Origin of the sequence: Arthrobacter silvisoli, assembly GCF_003369445.1 — a bacterium.
Taxonomy (GTDB): domain Bacteria; phylum Actinomycetota; class Actinomycetes; order Actinomycetales; family Micrococcaceae; genus Arthrobacter; species Arthrobacter silvisoli.
Genome location: NZ_QRCU01000003.1, coordinates 43,618 through 60,598, shown reverse-complemented (window position 1 = coordinate 60,598; position 16,981 = coordinate 43,618). Strand labels below are relative to the sequence as shown.

The following is a 16,981-nucleotide window of genomic DNA, read 5'->3' as shown; positions in this document are numbered from 1 at the left end:
TTGAGCCTCCGGCAATCCGGAAGCATGGCGCTCCCGGATTGTGTGCCCCGGCAGCCACTCGGCGATCCCTCACTCCCGCAGCAGACCGGTGGTGCGGTAGGGGATGACCTCGCGCAGGAACATGCTCGTGGAGGTGCGCACGATTCCGGGGCAGAGGCGGATTTCCTCGGACACCCGGTAGAGGTCGTCCGGGCTGGTGGCCACTACGCGGATGATGAGGTCGGTGTCGCCCGCGGGAGCGTGACACTCCAGGACTTCGGGAATGTCCCGCAGCGCGGCGATGGCTTCGTTCAGCCGGTGCTGGTCGAGCTCGGCGCTCACCGCCGCGGCCACCCCGCGGCCCAGCGCAGCGGGCAGCACCCGGCTGCTGTTCGGCCGCAGCGCGCCGGACTCGGACATCCGCTCCAGCCGCGACTGCACGGTGCCCCGGGCCAGCCCCAGGCGCTGGGCGAGCACCATCACGGGAAGGCGGGGATCGTCGTCGAGCGCTGCCAGGATCCGCTTGTCCGTTGCGTCCAGTTCCTGCATCGTTCTGCCTTCCTGCCGCTGGTGGCTGTGCTTCCTGGCCAGATTGATCACCTGGTTTCCATTGTGCTGTACAAAACGCCGTTACGTGCGGAGCCCGCGGACGGCGGGTCAGGAGCTCCTGCGGAACACCGCCACAGCATCTGGCCCTTGACTGCGCGGAGCGATGGCAGCGGGCGGCTACGGGAACAGTCCCGGCAAAATGACCATCAGGTGTCTATTGCCTGATGCTTTATTGAACAGATTGACCAGTACGGCTTCGATCCGTTGCGCCAACTGTAGTGTCTCTGCTCGAATAGTGGCAGCACAGGGAACCGGCCACCGCCGCATCCCACACGGCAACGGAATCCCCGGTACACCTCCCGGAATCCGACACCACCGTCCCGCAAGGACGTCGCCGCTGATTGACTCTTGTTCACACCAACGTCAGTCTCCACCCTGCCGGCCGCGCCGGCGCCACCATAAGAGCCCCTGAGCCACCGATCCTGACGGTTCCACCGCTTCTGACGGTAGCTGAGGGGCTCTTGTGCTGCCCCGGGAGGGGCGGAACGGCGGGCACGCCGTCGCGCATTTTCCGTCGGTGGCGTGCTTTTCCGTCAGGCAGCGCATTACCGTCGGTGCCGCCGATTACGCTGGACCCATGACAGCAGCCGGCCGCTTCGCTCCCAGCCCCTCTGGTGAACTGCACGTCGGCAATCTCCGCACGGCCGTCCTGGCGTGGCTGTTCGCACGTTCCACCGGCCGGCGCTTCCTGCTCCGGGTGGAGGACCTGGACCGGGCCCGGGCCGGCGCGGAAGAAGTGCAGTTGCGGGATTTGTCGGCGGTCGGCGTCGACTGGGACAGCCCCGTCGTGCGCCAGACGGACCGGGGTCCGCTTTACACGGAGGCCATCCGGCGGCTGGAGGAAGCCGGCCTCACTTACGAATGCTTCTGCACCCGACGTGAAATCCAGGACGCGCCGTCTGCACCGCATGCCCCGCAGGGCGCCTACCCCGGGACATGCCGGCGGCTGACGGCGGAGGAACGGAACATCCGGCGGGCCAGCCGCCCCGCTGCGATCCGGCTCCGCGCCGGCGTCAGCGAGTGGACTGTGGAAGACGAACTGCACGGCCGCTACCTCGGAACGGTGGACGATTTCGTCCTCCGCCGCAACGACGGCGTCACTGCCTACAACCTGGCCGTGGTGGTGGACGACGCCGAACAGGGCATCGACCAGGTGGTCCGCGGCGACGACCTCCTGTCCTCCGCGCCCCGGCAGGCCTACCTCGCCTCGCTGCTCGGACTTCCCGTGCCGCAGTACGCGCACGTCCCGCTCGTGGTGAACCACGACGGCGCCCGCCTGGCCAAGCGTGACGGTGCCGTGACGCTTGCGGACCTTGCCGCCGTCGGGCTTTCCGCGGGCGGGGTGCGGGAACTGATCCTCGCCTCCCTTGGGCTGCCTGGCGAGCTCAAGGAGGCGCTCGCGGTGTTCGACGCGGCCGCGCTGCCGAGGGAGCCGTGGGTGTGGGATGCGGCGATGGCCGGCCTGCACGCCGGGGATTAGGCTAGCCAGTTATGGATGCACGGATTACAGCCCCTGGACTTGTTGCCCCCGGATTCGAAGCCGTTGCCGAACTCTTCGGCCGCTACCTTGCCGAGGACCCCGGGTATTCCGCCCAGGTGGCCGCCTACCATCGCGGCGTCAAGGTTCTGGACCTCAGCGGCGGACCGCACATCCGCCCCGATTCCGTCACCGGGGTATTCTCCTGTTCGAAAGGCATGGCTGGACTGGTCATCGCACTGCTGGTGCAGGACGGCGAGCTTGACCTCGACGCCGAGGTAGTCAAGTACTGGCCCGAGTTCGGCGCCCAGGGCAAATCCGGCATCACTGTGGTCCAGCTCCTCTCGCACCAAGCCGGGCTGCTGGGCATCGAAGGCGGACTCACCCTTGAGGAATGCAACCACTCCGAACTGGCCGCCGCCCGGCTCGCCGCGCTCCCGCCGCTCTGGAAGCCCGGAGCGGCCTTCGGTTACCACGCCCTGACCATCGGCGTGTTCATGGAGGAACTCTGCCGCAGGATCACCGGGAACACGCTGCAGGAAGCCTTCGAAGAGCGGATCCGTTCGGTGGCCGGCGCCGATTTCTTCCTCGGGCTGCCCGAATCGGAGGAGCCGCGTTACGCCGCCCTGCGCTGGGCGGACGATCCTTCGCGGCCTTGGACCGACCCCGCCAGCCACTTCGGCCTCGCCGCCAACGCCGGGACCGCGGAAATCCTGGACCTGCCCAACATCCGCGAGGTGCGTGCCGCCGGGCTCAGCTCGGTGGCCGGAGTCGCCAACGCGGAAGGCATGGCCCGTGTTTATGCCGCCGCCCTGACCGGGCTGGCCCCGGAAGGTGCCGACGGCGGCACGGGACGTCCCGCCGTCGCGCCCCTGCTCAGCGAGGAGACCATCCGCGCGGTCTCCGCCGAGCAGGTCTTCGGGATCGACCGGGTGTTCGGGGACACCAGCTGCTTCGCCACGGTCTTCATGAAGTCCCATGCCCGGATGCCGTTCGGCAGCTACCGGGCTTTCGGGCACGACGGCGCCAGCGGGTCCTTGGGCTACGCGGATCCGGTGTACGGGCTGGCGTTCGGCTACGTGCCGCAGCAGGCCGAGCCCGGCGGTATCGGCTGCAGGAACTTCGAGCTGAGCGCCGCGGTGCGGAAGGCGGTGTCGGAGCTGGCGTTGTGAGGCCAGCTCTGCGTGCTTTGGGTGGCGCAAACGGCGTGGAGCGGACCCCACAACCCCCACAACGCGGAGAGTTCTAGCCCTCCATCAGCCGGCGCCGGTGCCGGAGCTCCTTGATCCAGTCCCTCGTCTGCATCTCGCCGAAAGGCGAGGCACCGCCGTCGAGGTCTTCGGCAAGGGGCCCGGCAGCCTTGAGCGCGATGTCCAGAGCCCGCGCCGCCGCCTTCGCCGGCAATCCCAGATGCCCGGCCCACGCCAGGAAGTGCTTGCGGGAGATGCCGCTCTTCTTGCCGCCGATGCCCAGGGCCAGCGTTTTGTCGCCGTAGACCACTGTGGAGGGGATGTCGTAGACAGGGGCCACCGTGTATTCGCCGGACGCCGCCTGCGCAGGACGGGACTGCACCATGGAGACGTTTTTCGCGTGCAGGTCGCCGTTGCCCGTGAGCCAAGCGAAGGCCAACTGCAGTGCGAGGTTCCGCAGCGCCGGCAGCGGGGCGGCGCAATGGGCGGCCAGTGCCGTACACACCTCACCGTACGGCACGCTGTATTTGTCCGCCGGATACAGCCCCATCACCTGGGCCCCGTCCTCGACTGCAAGCCGCAGCGTGGCGCCGTCGGCAGTGGTGATCCGGTCGAAACGTTCCACGAGCAGCCCGGCCCGCCCCGCGACGTCGTGCACTAGCTGCACGCCCGCCACCGGAATCCGCAGCCGGCGCGCATAGCGGAACATCAGGAATTCGTTCTCCACTACGAAAGGAAATTCCGGGGCGTTGAGCTTGAGGATGAAGCGCTTGCCGGACTGCGCCACCGGGAGCGAGATCATGCCGGCGGATAACTTGTCCTGCACACCCGCCAGCGCCACCGGGTCGATCAGCCCGGAGTCACCCAGCAGGGCGTCGAAGTCCAGCGGCAGCTTCGGGTCCATGACGACGGCGGAGCCGCCTTCCGCGGGCGCCTCGCCGTGCGGGACGGTCTGGACGTCGCCCACCGCGTCGCCCCCTGCGGCCATGAGGAGGGCGAGTTCGTCGTCGGCACTGGCCTTGACCGAGCGCCGGAGCGAGTTCAGGCGGCGGCCCTCGGGCAGCAGGCCGGTGAAGTAGGGCGGCACCGCGCCGCTCGGCGTGAAAACCGGCTCGCTGGCAAGGGGGAGGGTGGTCGCGACGGGCGGCCCTCCGGCGTCGAGATACTTCGGCAGGTAGCTGAACACGGTACCGCCTGCATGTCGCTCAATCCGCCCGGCCAGGACGCCTTGCTTGTAGACGTCGGCGATCCTGTGGAAGGTCATGGCGCTGTGCCGGTGGCAGTGGCGTTTGCGGTGGTGGCGGTGGTGCCTGCGGTGGAGTCTGCGGTGGACACGTCCAATTCCAGGCCCAGGGTGCCCAGCACGGCCAGCAGCTGTTCGAGCTGGACGGTGGTTTTGCCCTGCTCGACGAAGCGGACGAAGCGTTCGGAGACTCCGGCGAGGCCGGCGACGTCGGCCTGGCTGAGGGAAAGCGCGGCGCGACGGGAACGGACGGCGCTGCCCAGGGCGGTGCTGAAATCCGCAGGATCCATGGAAGCTCCTTCGTCGGCCAGCGGCACGAACGTGCCGATATGGCCATCATGCCCCCGGAAGTTGGCTCTGAGCAAGGGATCTCAGGCAAAATTCGGCACGTACGTGCCGATTTCCTGCCGTGCGTTGCGAGGCCTGTTTTCAGTCCTCGGCCGGAGCCTCGGGTTTCGGTTTCTGCTTCGAGGGCGTCTTCACGAGTCCGCCGCCCGCCCAGCGCCTCAGCTCCGCGACTTCCGACTCGTCGAACTCGAGGAGGGCCAGGCGGCAGAGCTCCTCGACATTCCGGGTCCAGGCGGTCGCAAGGCTTACCGCAGTGGCTTCCTCACCCAGGGCGTCCGTGTAGTTCAGCCCTTGGATGATGAAGTTCACCGCTGCGCGGGACACGGGGTGGCCAGCGGCGACGCAGTGGTCGCGCACCGAGCGCGTGAGTTCGTTCCTGTTGGGCGGGTGCTCGCGGAGAACCGCCTCCAAGGACAGGAACACCTGGCGGAATTGCAGCCTTGAGAGCGCCGGTACGTCGGTCACCCGTGTCACATGCTCCTCGACGGCGGAGCGCGCCTCCGCCTCCTGGGGCAGGTCCGCGGCGGAGAAGCGCCGGGCGTCCCACACCCAGCCGGGGGTCGGCGTCGGCGAGTATTCGATCCCATTCCCGAGCTGCGCGATCCACGCCCCGAACTTGCCATGGCCGCCCCAGTCCGTTTTCAGGGACGGTTCCGCGGTCAATGCCCGGTGCGCGGCGACGGAACCGGTGACCGGCCCGGGCGAGGAACGGACGAGGCTGCTGACCTCCTTGGCGGCAGCACCCTTCCGTGGGGCTGGTGCTGGCGCGCGTCCCTCGGCGCGGGCCAGGACCCCGGCGCCGGCGTCGGCCGACGATCCGGTGAGGATGGCGGCGAAGTCGTTGGATTCGACCACGTGGTCCGCCATCTCCCGGTACGCGAACGCGACAGGTCCGGCGGCGATCACGGTCGTGATGCGGTCGGCGGCCCGGAATCTTGCGATCAACGAGGTGAAATCGGCATCGGCGGAGGCGATCACGAACTCGTCGATGCCCACCGGCCCGGCAAGGACATCCATGGCGTCGAGGACGAGGTTGATGTCGGTGCTGCTCTTTCCCCGTTGGGTGAGGGAAGGGCAGTCGATCACCCGGAAGCCGGCCCGGGTCCAGTACACGCGGTACTTCGAGTAAATGACGGGGTTCAAGTAGCAGTTGCGGATCAGGAAACGCCGGGCGCCATCCCGCCCGCCGCCGTCCGCCAAGGCCGACGTCCACAGTTTGGGATCTTCGGCGAACACCCTGGCGGCGGCGGGATCCACCGCCTGCAAGCCGGAGTAGACGTTGTCGAAGTCGACAAACATGGCCGCCCTGATGCCCGGGCGGTGGACCTGGCTCGAAGGCACGATCATCCGCCCAGTTTTGCATTCCGCGGGCCGCCGGACCAGAGGCTGGCCCGCAGGCGCTTGGGTCTCCGGGGTCGCCGGAGCGCTGCGGGGTCGCCGGAACGTTCCAGCGACCCCGCAGCGTTCCGGCGATTTCGCGAGTTCGCCCTTAGCCCGCCGCTTCGATGTCGAGTTTCTCGAGCGCCCGTGCCCGGCGCCGGTGGCCGGCGAGTTCGTCCTCCACGATGGCCACGGCGGGGGCAAGGAGGATCACCAGCAGGCAGATGGTCACCGGAACCCCTGCCGCGGCAAGGACAACAGCGGCGGCCGCCGCAGCAACCACCAGGAACGCGAGCAGGAGATTGACGCGGTTCAGGCCGAGCAGGCTCCCGTAGATCCAGGTCAGGGTGACCTTGAAAACCGCCACGGGAATGGCGACGCTGGCCACGGCGGCGGCTGCACTGATGGTGGCCTCGTGGTCGATGTAGTAGGCCAGCACGTGGAGGCCGGCTCCCGTGGCTGCGATCGACGCGAAGATGAGCATGTGCCCGTAGCCGAAGATGAAGGCACGGTGGCGTCGGAGGTGCAGGGCCCGGCCCGCCGGCAGGATGAAATACACCCACCAGAGAGTGAAGGCCAGGCCTGTTCCGCCGAGGCCGACGAGTGCGGCGTCGAGGGTCCAGCCGTGGAGCGCGACGATCGACCGCAGCGTCTCGATGGCGCCGATGAGGCATTCGCCGAGGGCGATGATGGCCAGCAGTCCGTAGCGTTCGGCGATGTGGTGCGCATGCCACGGGGTCTTCACCTTCCGCTCGGCGATCACGGGTACCACCATTTCCGCCAGGATCAACGGGGCGTAGACCATCAGGGTGGTGGGGATGTCCGTCTTTACGAAGATGGCCGCCACCCAGCCCAGCTGGACCACGGTCAGCAAGCCCGCATACGTCAGGCACGTCTTACGCCGTTGCGGGTCCTGCCGTGCCGCGCGCAGCCACTGGACAATCAATGCCACGCGCATCACCACGTAGCCCAGCACTACCACTTCGTTGTGGACGTACTTCTCTTCCAGCAACGAATGAAACACGGGCTCGATCCCCATGGCCAGGATGAGCACGCCCACCATCTGCACCATGGTGACGATCCGGAAGATCCAGTCGTCGGTGTCGTAGGCACTGGCAAACCAGGAGAAATTGATCCAGGCCCACAGCACGCCGAACATTGCGATCGCGAAGCCGATCAGGCCGAGCCCGGGGTGGTCTTCCGCTACCGCATGTGCGAACTGGCCGCCTGCCACGCTGAAGGCGATCACGAAGGTGAGGTCGAAGAACAGTTCCAGGGGAGTGGCGGCGCGGTGCTGTTCGTGGGGATCGCGGCCGCCCATGCGGGAGAGGGCATGGCGGAGTGGGTTGGACATGCTCACACAGTACCGCCACGCCAACGCGGGGTCAGATACGGCCCATTCCGGGGCGCGACATGGGCCGTAGCTGACCCCGCGTTAGGGGAGCCGGAACGGTCAGACGCGGCCGAGGACGTCGATGTCTTCGAGGAATTCCTGCTGGACTTCCTTGCTGACGGTGGTCTTGGTGTCGGCGATCGCGTCGAGGTAGTCCTGCGTGGTGGGTCCCTTCCGCCCGTTTGAGCCCGGAGCCGTGCCGCCGTCGTCGTACACGGCCTTTTCCAGCGCCCGCTGGGAGGCGCTGCGGGCAGCGAACTCGATGTCCGCAGGGGAGAAGCCCTCGGTGCGGTCCACCAGCAGGGCTACGTCCACGGTGTCCACCACGGCGGCCGGGATGAAGCGCTGCCACATGGCCTCGCGGGCGTGCACGTCGGGCAGTCCGATGGGGATGACGTAGTCGAAGCGGCCGTGGCGCAGGAACGCCGAGTCCAAGGCGCGGATAAAGTTGGTGGCGCAGACCAGGAGGCGGCCGGGCTGTTCGCGGAAGGCCGGGATGATCTTCAGCAGCTCGTTCGTGACGCCTTGCAGCGGCGAGGGCGGATCGCCGGCTCGCTGGGCCGCGATCTCCTCCACCTCGTCGATGAACACCACGGCGTGCTCGAGTTCGGCGATTTCCAGGAATGTCTCACGCAGGGCACCGGCCAGGCCCTTGGGGTCGGAGGCCAGGCGGGAGGGGAAGACCTCCACGAACGGCCATTCGAGCCGGGAGGCGATGGCTTTGGCGAAGGTGGTCTTGCCGGTGCCGGGCGGGCCGAACAGCACCACCGCGCGCGGGGGCACCACGCCGTATTCGTCGGCGAGGTCGGCCTCGGCCAGCGGTAACACCAGGCGCCGTTCCAGCAGTTCCTTCTCCCGGCGCATGCCGGCCACGTTTTCCCACAGGTCGCGGGCCAGGACCCGGCCCCCGAGCAGGCCCAGCGGCTCCAGTTCCTGGCGCTGCACGGGGATGGTGCGTTCGAAGTAGCGCAGGTTCTTCTTCACCACGAAGCCGCGGCCCAGGAACGCCTCCACCCGGGTCTCGGACTCGGGCATCAGCGCGGAAAGCTTGTTCAGCCCGTGTGGTGCCATCCGGTTCTCGACGGCGGCCAGCAGCGAGGTGCCGATCCCGCGGCCGCGGAACTCCGGCAGGGTGGATAGGAAGACGATCCAGCCCTGGTCATGCGCAGCACGCCCGACGGCGGCCCCCACCAGCTGGTCGCCCTGCACCGCCACCACGGCATGGTCCTTCTGGCAGGAGGCAAGGACCTCCGAGAGCGCGTAGACCGGCTCGACACCGTCGGCCTTCAGGCTCTCCCACAGGTGCAGGATGCCGTCCAGGTCGGATGAGTGGAAGTCCCTGATGCGCCAGGTGGTCATGTGCTGCTCCTCGGTGGATCTCCGTTGATTCCTTGGAACCGAGCATAGGGGACGCGGGGGTTTCGGGCCCGGGGTGTTACGGAGCTGGCAGAATCTGGGGATGGGTGCGAACTGGGAAGAACGGATCAAGGATTTTTGGGCAAATGCCGATGACGCAGACGCGGCCGGCACCCTGGCGGCGATGAGGGGCCTCGTCGAGGAGAGGCCGGGTGATGATGCCGCCGCCGTGTACGAGTGGGCTTCCGGGCACGACTTCCTTGGCCGGGAATCCGAGGCGATCCCGCTGTACGAACGGGCGCTGGAGCTTGGGCTTGATGACGCCCGGCGCTCGCAGGCATGGGTCCAGCTGGCCAGTTCGCTGCGGAATGTCGGCAGACCGGACGAAGCCATCCGGCTGCTAGAAGGCTTTCCAGGAGACGGAATTATTGGTGACGCTCCCGACGCTTTCCGCGCGCTCGCGCTTTTCGACGCCGGCCGGCCGGGCGAAGCCCTGCGCGTCGCCTTGGCTGCGCTGGCGAAGACGTTGCCGCTCTATGGCGGAGCGGTGCGGCGCTACGCCGATGACCTTCCGTCAGGGGCGACCTCTTCGCATTGACAAGAACGCTCTCCGCGCTCGCGGGTCCCTTCCGGCCTGGCCGTTCCCAGCCCGGCGGCTGCAAGGGAGCCTGAGGGCGTGGTCAGCGTGAGCGCCACCTCACCCCACCGGGCGGAGCCGCAGCCCCTGCATGCCGCCGTCGATCGCCAGCGAGGTGCCCGACGTCGAGCCGGACAGCGGGCTGGCGAGGTACGCGACGGCGCCGGCCACCTCTGCCGGGTCCACCATCCGGCCGTGCGGCTGGCGGGCGTTGAGGGCGGCGCGTTCGGCGGCGGGGTCCGCTGCCGAATCCAGCAGCCGGCCCACCCACGGTGTGTCCACGGTGCCGGGGTTCACGCAGTTCACCCGGATGCCTTCGCGGATGTGGTCGGCGGCCATGGCGAGCGTCAGGGACAGCACCGCACCCTTCGACGCCGAATACAGCGCCCGTTGCGGCAGCCCCGCCGTCGCGGCGATGGAGCAGGTGTTCACGATCGCCGCGGCCGGGGATTGGCGCAGATGCGGCAAGGCAGCGCGGCTGACCCGGGCGATGCCCACCACGTTGATGTCCAGGACCCGCAGCCATTCCTCGTCGGAGTTGGCGGAGATGTCGCCTTGGGCGCCGATGCCGGCGTTGTTGACCACCACGTCCAGGCGCCCGAACTCGCGGACCACGGCGTCGACGGCGGCCCGCACCGAGGCGTCGTCCGCCACGTTGCACTCGACGCCGAAGTGCGGCGAGCCTGCCGGGTTCAGGTCCAGGACGGCCACCTTCGCCCCGCCTGCGGCGAGCCGGTCGGCGATGGCCGCGCCGATGCCGGAGGCGCCGCCCGTCACGAGGGCGGCCAGGCCCTCGAACTCGGTGCTCACCGGGCCGTTCATCGGGCTCACCGCACCGCCGCGGGATCCCCCGCGGAGGCGGCGGTGATGGCGCCGGCGGCCCGGTAGAACTCCTGGCGCTGGCGGCCGAGTCCCTCGACTTCGAGTTCCACCACGTCGCCCGGCTGCAGGAACGGGAAGCGGCCGGAGAGGGCCACGCCTTCGGGGGTGCCGGTGAGGATCACGTCGCCGGCCTCGAGCACCATGTACTGGCTGAGGTGGTGCACCACGGTGGCGGGGTCGAAGATCATGTCCGAGGTGTTTGAATCCTGGCGGATCTCGCCGTTGACCCAGGTGCGCAGCCGGAGGTTGGCGGCGTCCACCTGGTCGGCGGGCACGAACCACGGCCCCAGCGGGCTCGACGCCGGCAGCGACTTGCCCTTGGTCCACTGGCCCGCGGCGCCGGGCAGCTGGTAGTCGCGCTCGGAGAGGTCATTGGCCACGACGTAGCCGGCGATGTGCCCTGCGGCTTCCTCAACCGAAGAAAGGTAGGACGCTTCTTTGCCGATCACCACGCCGAGCTCCACCTCCCAGTCGTACTTTGCCGACGACGGCGGGATGGGGGCGGCGTCGAAAGGCCCGGCAACGGTGTTGGACGGCTTCAGGAAAACCACCGGGACTTCGGGCGGGAGGGCTCCGGATTCGGCGGCGTGCGCGGTGTAGTTCAGGCCGATGCAAACCAGGGAAGCCGGGCGGGCGATGGGGGAGCCGATGCGCAGGCCCTCTGCCTGGATCTCCGGGAGTTCCCCGGATTCAAGGGCCTTGCGGGTGCGGGCAACGCCGTCGGCGGCGAAGAAACTGCCGTCGATGTCCCGGGCCAGGCCGGTGAGGCTGAAGTACTTCGCGGCGCCGTTGCCCTCTTCGACGAGGACAACCGGCTGCTCGTTTCCGGCTGCTCCCAGCCGGGCGAATTTCACGTTCATGTCTTCCTCCATGCTCAGCGTCATTGCTCCGAGCTTCAAGTGTGGTGTTTCCCCCATTCTTGCGGAAATGTGACCCATTGACAATGGAAACATCCGATGTTTAGTGTCGTCCTAGATCAACGGTCCACACAGCCTCCCGGCTGGGTGCACCGCCCTAAGCTAGGAGCACGATGAGCGTCATCACCGCCATGGAAACCCTCGACATCCGCTTCCCCACGTCCCGGGAGTTGGACGGCTCGGACGCCATGAACCCGGACCCGGACTATTCGGCCGCGTACTTGATCCTGCGCACCGACGCGCAGAACGGTCACGAAGGCCACGGCTTCGTGTTCACCATCGGCCGCGGTAACGACGTGGAAACCGCCGCCATCGCCGCCCTGCGGGAGCACCTCCTGGGCCGCAACGCCGAGGAACTTCTGGAAGACATGGGCGCCACCTGGAAGCTGCTCGCCCACGATTCCCAGCTGCGTTGGCTCGGCCCGGAGAAGGGCGTCATGCACATGGCGATCGGCGCCGTCGTCAACGCACTCTGGGACCTGAAGGCCAAGCGCGCCGGATTGCCGCTCTGGGAGCTGCTGTCCGGGATGAGCCCGGAGGAACTCGTCTCCCTGGTGGACTTCCGCTACCTCAGCGACGCACTCACCCCGGAGGAGGCGCTGGGCATCCTGCGCGCCGCGGAACCGGGCCGCGCGGCGCGGCGGGCCCAATTGCTCGCCGAAGGCTACCCGGGATACACGACGACGCCGGGCTGGCTGGGATACAGCGACGAGAAGCTTTCGCGCCTGGCCAAGGAAGCCGTGGCTGAGGGATTTGCCCAGATTAAGCTCAAGGTGGGGGCGTCCTTGGAGGATGACATCCGACGAATCCGCACCGCCCGCGAAGCCGTGGGCCCGGACATCCGGATCGCAGTCGACGCCAACCAGCGCTGGGACGTGGAGGAAGCCATCGACTGGATGCGCCATCTGGCCCCCTATGACGTTGCTTGGATCGAGGAACCCACCAGTCCGGACGACATCCTGGGCCACGCAGCGATCGCCCGCGGCGTGGCGCCCATCCCGGTGGCCACGGGAGAACATGTCCAGAACCGCGTGGTGTTCAAGCAGATGCTGCAGGCCGGTTCGCTGCAGGTGCTCCAGCTCGATGCTGCACGGGTGGCCGGCGTCAACGAGAACATCGCCATCCTCCTGCTGGCCGCGAAGTTCGGCGTCCGGGTCTGCCCGCACGCCGGCGGGGTGGGGCTGTGCGAGGCTGTGCAGCACCTGTCCATGGTCGACTTCGTGGCGGTCTCCGGCACCAAGGAGGACCGCATGATCGAATTCGTGGACCACCTGCACGAACACTTCGTCACCCCGGTCGATGTCCATGGCGGCGCCTACTGGCCGCCCTCGGCGCCCGGCGCCGGAAATGAAATGCTCCCCGCCAGCCTGGCGGACTACCGTTACCCGGACGGGCCGGTGTGGGCCGCAGAGGCGGGCGCCGCCGCCGGGCCCCGCACAACTGCACGTGCCGCCGCGAGTACTACCGCCGTCGAGAGCTGAAGGAGGAGCCGTGATCCAGCACGCCCCGTGGTTCGAAGAGTCCCGCCTGGGCATGTTCGTGCATTGGGGGCTGTACTCGCTGGCGGCCCGCCACGAATGGGTGATGAACCGCGAGGAGATGACTGTGGAGGAGTACTCGAAGTACTTCCGCCGTTTCGACCCGGACCTCTACGATCCCCGCGAATGGGCCCGGGCCGCCCGCAACGCCGGCATGAAGTACATGGTGCTGACCACCAAGCACCACGAGGGTTTCTGCCTGTGGGACTCGGCCCTCACGGACTACAAAGCCACCAACACGCCGGCCGGCCGGGACCTTATCGCCCCCTACGTGGAGGCGCTGCGGGCCGAAGGGCTGAGGGTGGGCTTCTACTATTCGCTGATCGACTGGCACCACCCCGACTTCACCGTGGACTCGGTGCACCCGCAGCGGAACGCCGACGTCGGGACGCTGAACGAGGGCCGGGACATGTCCCGCTACCGGGAGTACCTGCACGGCCAGGTCCGCGAACTGCTCAGCAACTACGGCACCATCGACTACCTCTTCTTCGACTTCTCCTACCCGGGCGGCATGGACGGCCACCCGGCCGGCGGCAAGGGCCGGGATGACTGGGGTTCCGAGGATCTGCTGGCCTTGGTCCGGGAACTGCAACCCGGGATCGTGGTCAATGACCGGCTTGACCTGCCGGGCGACTTCGTCACCCCGGAGCAGTACCAGCCGGCCGGTCCCATGATGTCCGACGGCGTTCCGCTCGCCTGGGAGGCGTGCCAGACCCTCAACGGCAGCTGGGGCTACGACCGGGACAACCTCGACTACAAGAGTCCGGACCTGCTGGTACGGATGCTGGTGGACGGGGTGTCCAAGGGTGGCAACCTCCTGCTCAACGTGGGCCCCACGGCCCGCGGCAGCCTGGACCCGCGCGCCGCGGAGTCCCTGGCGGGCATCGGCGAGTGGATGCGGCTGCACGGCCGCTCCATCTACGGCGCAGGGCCGTCCTCGCACACTCCGCCCGCAGACGCCCGCTACACCCGCCGCGGAAACCGGCTGTACGTGCACCTGTTCGCCTGGCCATTCGGCTTCGTGCACCTGCCCGGGCTGGCCGGCACGGTGGAGTACGCGCAACTGCTCAACGACGCCTCCGAGCTTCGCCTCCAGGAACCGGACCCGGAGCAGGAGGCCTACGCCACGACACCCGGTGCCCGGCCCGCGGGGACGCTGAGCATCAAGCTGCCGGTCCAGCGGCCTCCGGTGGCCGTGCCCGTGCTGGAACTGTTCCTCAAGGAGGGCGCAGATGCCTGACGCGGCAACCCCGCAGGCGATCGCCCTGCACACCCGGCTCAAGTCCGGCGCGGAGCAGGAGTACGCCGATGCGCACGCTGCGATTCCCGCCGAGCTCGTCGCGGCGCTGAAGGACGCCGGAGTGCGGAACTGGCGGATCTGGCGCAGCGGCCTCGAGCTGTTCCACCTCGTGGAGGTGGACGACTACCAGGCCATGCGCCACGCCCTCGCCGACCACCCGGCGAACCTGCCGTGGCAGGCCCGGATGGCGGAGTTGCTCGAGGTGCAGGACGACTACTCCGGCAATGACTCCGGCATCCCCTTGGTCTGGGAGCTGCCATGACGGATCTCGGATTCGGCAGGCTCGGTTTCGGCGCCGCCGGGATCGGAAACCTCTACACCGCGATCCCCGACGGCGAAGCCCTCGCCACCGTCCTGGCCGCCTGGGACGCCGGCGTCCGCTACTTCGACACCGCCCCGCACTACGGCCTGGGACTGTCCGAACGCCGGCTGGGCGCCGTCCTGCGGGACAAGCCCCGCGCCGGCTTCCTGGTCTCCACCAAGGTGGGCCGGCGCCTCGAACCGCAGGACCCCGCAGGACGCCGGGACGACGAGGGCTTCGACGTACCGGCGACCGCAATGCGCCGCTGGGACTTCAGCGAACAGGGCATTCGGCAGAGCCTCGAGGACTCCCTCGAACGGCTGGGACTGGACCGGGTGGACATCGCCTACCTGCACGACCCCGATGCCTACGACCTCGACGCCGGCATCCGGCAGGCGCTGCCCGTGCTGGAGAAGCTCCGCGGCGAAGGCCTCGTGGACGCGATCGGCGTCGGCACGAACTCCGCGGAGGCAGCGCTCGCCTGCGTCGACGGCGCGGACCTGGACCTGGTGATGCTCGCGGGCCGCTACACGCTGCTGGAGCAGCCCGTCGTCCCGCTGCTGGACCGCTGTACGGCGCGCGGCATCGGAATCGTGGCCGTCGGTGCCTACAATTCCGGGCTCCTGGCCCGGCCCGAAGTGCCGGACGACGCCCATTACAACTACGGCCAGGCACCGCGCGCCCTGCTTGAACGCGCCCGGGAGCTGGCGGCACTGTGCAGGGACTTCGGCGTCGAGCTCCCGACGGCGGCCCTGCACTTCCCGCTGCGGCACCCGGCGGTGGTGAACGTGACGGTGGGGGCACGCAGCCCTGGGCAGATGGCCGCCAATGCGGCGCGCATGGAGACTGCCGTGCCGGAGGAGCTGTGGGCCGCGCTCGCGGAGGTTGGCGGGTGATCGATGCCCACCTGCACCTGTGGAACATCGACGGCGGCGGGTACGGCTGGCTCGGGCCGCAGCACGGTGCGCTGTTCCGCTCCTTCGGGCCTGCGGAGGCCGGCCACGAGCTGGCTTCCTCCGCCGTCCGCGGCGCCGTGCTCGTCCAGGCAGACGACACCCTCGCGGACACTGAAGCGATGCTCGCGGTGGCGGACGGCAATCCGTGGGTGCTCGGCGTCGTCGGCTGGATCCCGGTGGAGCGGCCCGCCGACGCCGAAGCCCAACTGGCGCGGTTGGCCGCCCACCCGCGGTTCCGCGGCGTGAGGCACCTGGTCCACGATGATCCGCGGGACGGTTTCCTGGAGCTCGCACCGGTGCGGGATTCGCTCCGGCTGCTCGCCTCGCAGGGCCTGGCCTTCGACGTGCCCGATGCCTTCCCGCGGCACCTCGGCGCCACGGTGCGGCTCGCCCGGGAGCTTCCGGAACTGACGGTCGTCCTGGACCACCTGGGCAAACCGCCCTTGGGTGCGGGCGTGGATTCGGAGCCGATGGCGCGCTGGCGGGCGGACTTCCGGGGATTTGCTGCTCTGCCGAACGCGGTGGCGAAGCTGTCCGGACTGCACCTGGCAGGGGTTCCCTACACGGCCGCGGTCCTGCGGCCGCTGTGGGAGGAGGCCCTGAAAGCGTTCGGCCCGGCGCGGCTGATGATCGGCGGCGACTGGCCGGTCAGCACGCTCGGCGCACCCTACGCGGAAACCATCGGCGTGCTGCTGGAGCTGCTCGGCGAGCTGTCCGACCTCGAACAGGAGCAGATCCTGGAAGGCACCGCAGTACGGGTGTACGGGCTGGAACTGTAGCTAGAGCGCCTGCCGCAGCCAGTTCTCCACGCCGCTGATGTGCACCGTGACCAGCGCCCGGACCAACTCGGCGTCGCCGCGTTCCAGGGCGTCCGCGATGGCCTTGTGCTCGGCCAAGGTGTGCGCCACCGCCTTCTCCTGGGTGATCCCGCGCCAGATGCGCGCCCTGACCGTGTCCCCGGAGAGGGCCTCGAGCAGTCCGCTGAGGTAGTCGTTCCCCGCGGCCGCGGCGATGATGCTGTGGAATTCGAGGTCGTGGGCCACGAGTTCCTCGACGTCGGTGCCCTCGTCGATCCCGTCCATGGTGGCGCGGAGGGCGGCCACTTCCTCCGGCGTGATGCGGCTTGCCGCCATGTGTGCCGTGGCCGGTTCCAGGATCCGGCGTACCTCGAAGAGCTCCAGGATGGAGCGGTTCTGGTGCAGTTCCACCACGAAGGCCACGGCCTCGTTGAGCAGCTTCGCATCCAGGCTGGTGACGTAGGTGCCGTCGCCGCGCCGCACGTCCAGCACCCGGATGAGTTCCAGGGCCTTCACGGCTTCGCGCAACGAGCTGCGGGACAGGCCGAGGCTTTCGCTGAGCTCCTTTTCCGGCGGCAGCCGGTCTCCGGCCTTGAGCTCGCCGCGGATCAACATGTCCTTGATCTTGCCGATCGCCTCGTCAGTCACAGCCATGGCTCAATCGTAACGGCGAGTGGT

At 68.7% G+C, this 16,981-nt stretch carries 17 protein-coding genes; 8 read left to right on the top strand and 9 right to left on the bottom strand.

Translation table 11 applies throughout. From position 1 onward, the window contains the following. Nucleotides 1–69 precede the first annotated feature (69 nt). A complete protein-coding gene (locus DWV11_RS00405) occupies nucleotides 70–528 on the bottom strand; it encodes an Lrp/AsnC family transcriptional regulator (protein ID WP_115786857.1) in 459 nt (152 codons plus the stop codon). Between the two features lie 637 nt (nucleotides 529–1,165). Here DWV11_RS00405 and gluQRS point away from each other — a divergent pair. Beyond that, a complete protein-coding gene (gluQRS, locus tag DWV11_RS00400) occupies nucleotides 1,166–2,068 on the top strand; it encodes a tRNA glutamyl-Q(34) synthetase GluQRS (RefSeq protein ID WP_115786855.1) in 903 nt (300 codons plus the stop codon). An 11-nt stretch (nucleotides 2,069–2,079) separates the two neighbouring features. Beyond that, complete coding sequence (locus DWV11_RS00395) at nucleotides 2,080–3,237, top strand: serine hydrolase domain-containing protein (protein WP_115786816.1); 1,158 nt, start codon at nucleotides 2,080–2,082, stop codon at nucleotides 3,235–3,237. Between the two features lie 73 nt (nucleotides 3,238–3,310). Here the strand turns inward: DWV11_RS00395 and DWV11_RS00390 are convergent, their stop codons facing one another. The 5 genes from DWV11_RS00390 to DWV11_RS00370 form a co-directional block, all read right to left on the bottom strand. Then, the gene (locus DWV11_RS00390; RefSeq protein WP_115786815.1) at nucleotides 3,311–4,519 is read right to left on the bottom strand and encodes a type II toxin-antitoxin system HipA family toxin; all 1,209 of its coding nucleotides are present in this window, start codon (nucleotides 4,517–4,519) and stop codon (nucleotides 3,311–3,313) included. After that, entirely contained in the window at nucleotides 4,516–4,788 is a 273-nt protein-coding gene (locus DWV11_RS00385; protein WP_115786853.1) for a helix-turn-helix transcriptional regulator, read from the bottom strand. Before DWV11_RS00385 ends, DWV11_RS00390 begins: the two co-directional genes overlap by 4 nt. Nucleotides 4,789–4,927: 139 nt before the next feature. After that, complete coding sequence (locus DWV11_RS00380; protein WP_115786813.1) at nucleotides 4,928–6,193, bottom strand: NYN domain-containing protein; 1,266 nt, start codon at nucleotides 6,191–6,193, stop codon at nucleotides 4,928–4,930. A gap of 142 nt (nucleotides 6,194–6,335) precedes the next feature. Continuing rightward, nucleotides 6,336–7,580, bottom strand: a complete 1,245-nt coding sequence (locus DWV11_RS00375; protein ID WP_245953364.1) for a low temperature requirement protein A — start codon at nucleotides 7,578–7,580, stop codon at nucleotides 6,336–6,338. A 99-nt stretch (nucleotides 7,581–7,679) separates the two neighbouring features. Further along, on the bottom strand, nucleotides 7,680–8,978 hold the full coding sequence (locus DWV11_RS00370) for an ATP-binding protein (RefSeq protein WP_115786812.1): 1,299 nt from the start codon (nucleotides 8,976–8,978) through the stop codon (nucleotides 7,680–7,682). Between the two features lie 100 nt (nucleotides 8,979–9,078). On the opposite strand from DWV11_RS00370, the gene DWV11_RS00365 reads away from it, so the two are divergent. Next, nucleotides 9,079–9,573 (top strand): tetratricopeptide repeat protein, encoded by a 495-nt coding sequence (locus DWV11_RS00365; RefSeq protein ID WP_245953363.1) that lies wholly within the window; start codon nucleotides 9,079–9,081, stop codon nucleotides 9,571–9,573. A 99-nt stretch (nucleotides 9,574–9,672) separates the two neighbouring features. Here DWV11_RS00365 and DWV11_RS00360 read toward each other — a convergent pair whose 3' ends face one another. Both DWV11_RS00360 and DWV11_RS00355 read right to left on the bottom strand, forming a co-directional pair. Next, complete coding sequence (locus DWV11_RS00360; protein ID WP_115786810.1) at nucleotides 9,673–10,434, bottom strand: SDR family NAD(P)-dependent oxidoreductase; 762 nt, start codon at nucleotides 10,432–10,434, stop codon at nucleotides 9,673–9,675. 5 nt (nucleotides 10,435–10,439) lie between these two features. Continuing rightward, entirely contained in the window at nucleotides 10,440–11,354 is a 915-nt protein-coding gene (locus DWV11_RS00355) for a fumarylacetoacetate hydrolase family protein (RefSeq protein WP_115786847.1), read from the bottom strand. A gap of 170 nt (nucleotides 11,355–11,524) precedes the next feature. Between DWV11_RS00355 and DWV11_RS00350 the strand changes: the two genes are divergently transcribed. The 5 genes from DWV11_RS00350 to DWV11_RS00330 are packed head-to-tail and all read left to right on the top strand — an operon-like array spanning nucleotide 11,525 to nucleotide 16,285. Then, complete coding sequence (locus tag DWV11_RS00350; protein WP_115786808.1) at nucleotides 11,525–12,892, top strand: L-fuconate dehydratase; 1,368 nt, start codon at nucleotides 11,525–11,527, stop codon at nucleotides 12,890–12,892. Nucleotides 12,893–12,902: 10 nt separating this feature from the next. Further along, entirely contained in the window at nucleotides 12,903–14,189 is a 1,287-nt protein-coding gene (locus DWV11_RS00345; protein ID WP_115786807.1) for an alpha-L-fucosidase, read from the top strand. Next, complete coding sequence (locus DWV11_RS00340; protein WP_115786806.1) at nucleotides 14,182–14,511, top strand: L-rhamnose mutarotase; 330 nt, start codon at nucleotides 14,182–14,184, stop codon at nucleotides 14,509–14,511. Before DWV11_RS00345 ends, DWV11_RS00340 begins: the two co-directional genes overlap by 8 nt. Then, on the top strand, nucleotides 14,508–15,446 hold the full coding sequence (locus tag DWV11_RS00335; protein ID WP_115786804.1) for an aldo/keto reductase: 939 nt from the start codon (nucleotides 14,508–14,510) through the stop codon (nucleotides 15,444–15,446). Before DWV11_RS00340 ends, DWV11_RS00335 begins: the two co-directional genes overlap by 4 nt. Next, nucleotides 15,443–16,285 (top strand): amidohydrolase family protein, encoded by an 843-nt coding sequence (locus DWV11_RS00330; protein ID WP_115786802.1) that lies wholly within the window; start codon nucleotides 15,443–15,445, stop codon nucleotides 16,283–16,285. Before DWV11_RS00335 ends, DWV11_RS00330 begins: the two co-directional genes overlap by 4 nt. Here DWV11_RS00330 and DWV11_RS00325 read toward each other — a convergent pair whose 3' ends face one another. Continuing rightward, the gene (locus tag DWV11_RS00325) at nucleotides 16,286–16,957 is read right to left on the bottom strand and encodes a FadR/GntR family transcriptional regulator (protein WP_115786800.1); all 672 of its coding nucleotides are present in this window, start codon (nucleotides 16,955–16,957) and stop codon (nucleotides 16,286–16,288) included. It lies immediately after the preceding gene. Nucleotides 16,958–16,981 lie beyond the last annotated feature (24 nt).

What these genes read in the sequence shown, in the direction of transcription:
- DWV11_RS00405 (WP_115786857.1), bottom strand. Translation starts at nt 528, where the DNA reads ATGCAGGAACTGGACGCAACGGACAAGCGGATCCTGGCAGCGCTCGAC.
- gluQRS (WP_115786855.1), top strand. Translation starts at nt 1,166, where the DNA reads ATGACAGCAGCCGGCCGCTTCGCTCCCAGCCCCTCTGGTGAACTGCAC.
- DWV11_RS00395 (WP_115786816.1), top strand. Translation starts at nt 2,080, where the DNA reads ATGGATGCACGGATTACAGCCCCTGGACTTGTTGCCCCCGGATTCGAA.
- DWV11_RS00390 (WP_115786815.1), bottom strand. Translation starts at nt 4,519, where the DNA reads ATGACCTTCCACAGGATCGCCGACGTCTACAAGCAAGGCGTCCTGGCC.
- DWV11_RS00385 (WP_115786853.1), bottom strand. Translation starts at nt 4,788, where the DNA reads ATGGATCCTGCGGATTTCAGCACCGCCCTGGGCAGCGCCGTCCGTTCC.
- DWV11_RS00380 (WP_115786813.1), bottom strand. Translation starts at nt 6,193, where the DNA reads ATGATCGTGCCTTCGAGCCAGGTCCACCGCCCGGGCATCAGGGCGGCC.
- DWV11_RS00375 (WP_245953364.1), bottom strand. Translation starts at nt 7,580, where the DNA reads ATGTCCAACCCACTCCGCCATGCCCTCTCCCGCATGGGCGGCCGCGAT.
- DWV11_RS00370 (WP_115786812.1), bottom strand. Translation starts at nt 8,978, where the DNA reads ATGACCACCTGGCGCATCAGGGACTTCCACTCATCCGACCTGGACGGC.
- DWV11_RS00365 (WP_245953363.1), top strand. Translation starts at nt 9,079, where the DNA reads ATGGGTGCGAACTGGGAAGAACGGATCAAGGATTTTTGGGCAAATGCC.
- DWV11_RS00360 (WP_115786810.1), bottom strand. Translation starts at nt 10,434, where the DNA reads ATGAACGGCCCGGTGAGCACCGAGTTCGAGGGCCTGGCCGCCCTCGTG.
- DWV11_RS00355 (WP_115786847.1), bottom strand. Translation starts at nt 11,354, where the DNA reads ATGAACGTGAAATTCGCCCGGCTGGGAGCAGCCGGAAACGAGCAGCCG.
- DWV11_RS00350 (WP_115786808.1), top strand. Translation starts at nt 11,525, where the DNA reads ATGAGCGTCATCACCGCCATGGAAACCCTCGACATCCGCTTCCCCACG.
- DWV11_RS00340 (WP_115786806.1), top strand. Translation starts at nt 14,182, where the DNA reads ATGCCTGACGCGGCAACCCCGCAGGCGATCGCCCTGCACACCCGGCTC.
- DWV11_RS00335 (WP_115786804.1), top strand. Translation starts at nt 14,508, where the DNA reads ATGACGGATCTCGGATTCGGCAGGCTCGGTTTCGGCGCCGCCGGGATC.
- DWV11_RS00325 (WP_115786800.1), bottom strand. Translation starts at nt 16,957, where the DNA reads ATGGCTGTGACTGACGAGGCGATCGGCAAGATCAAGGACATGTTGATC.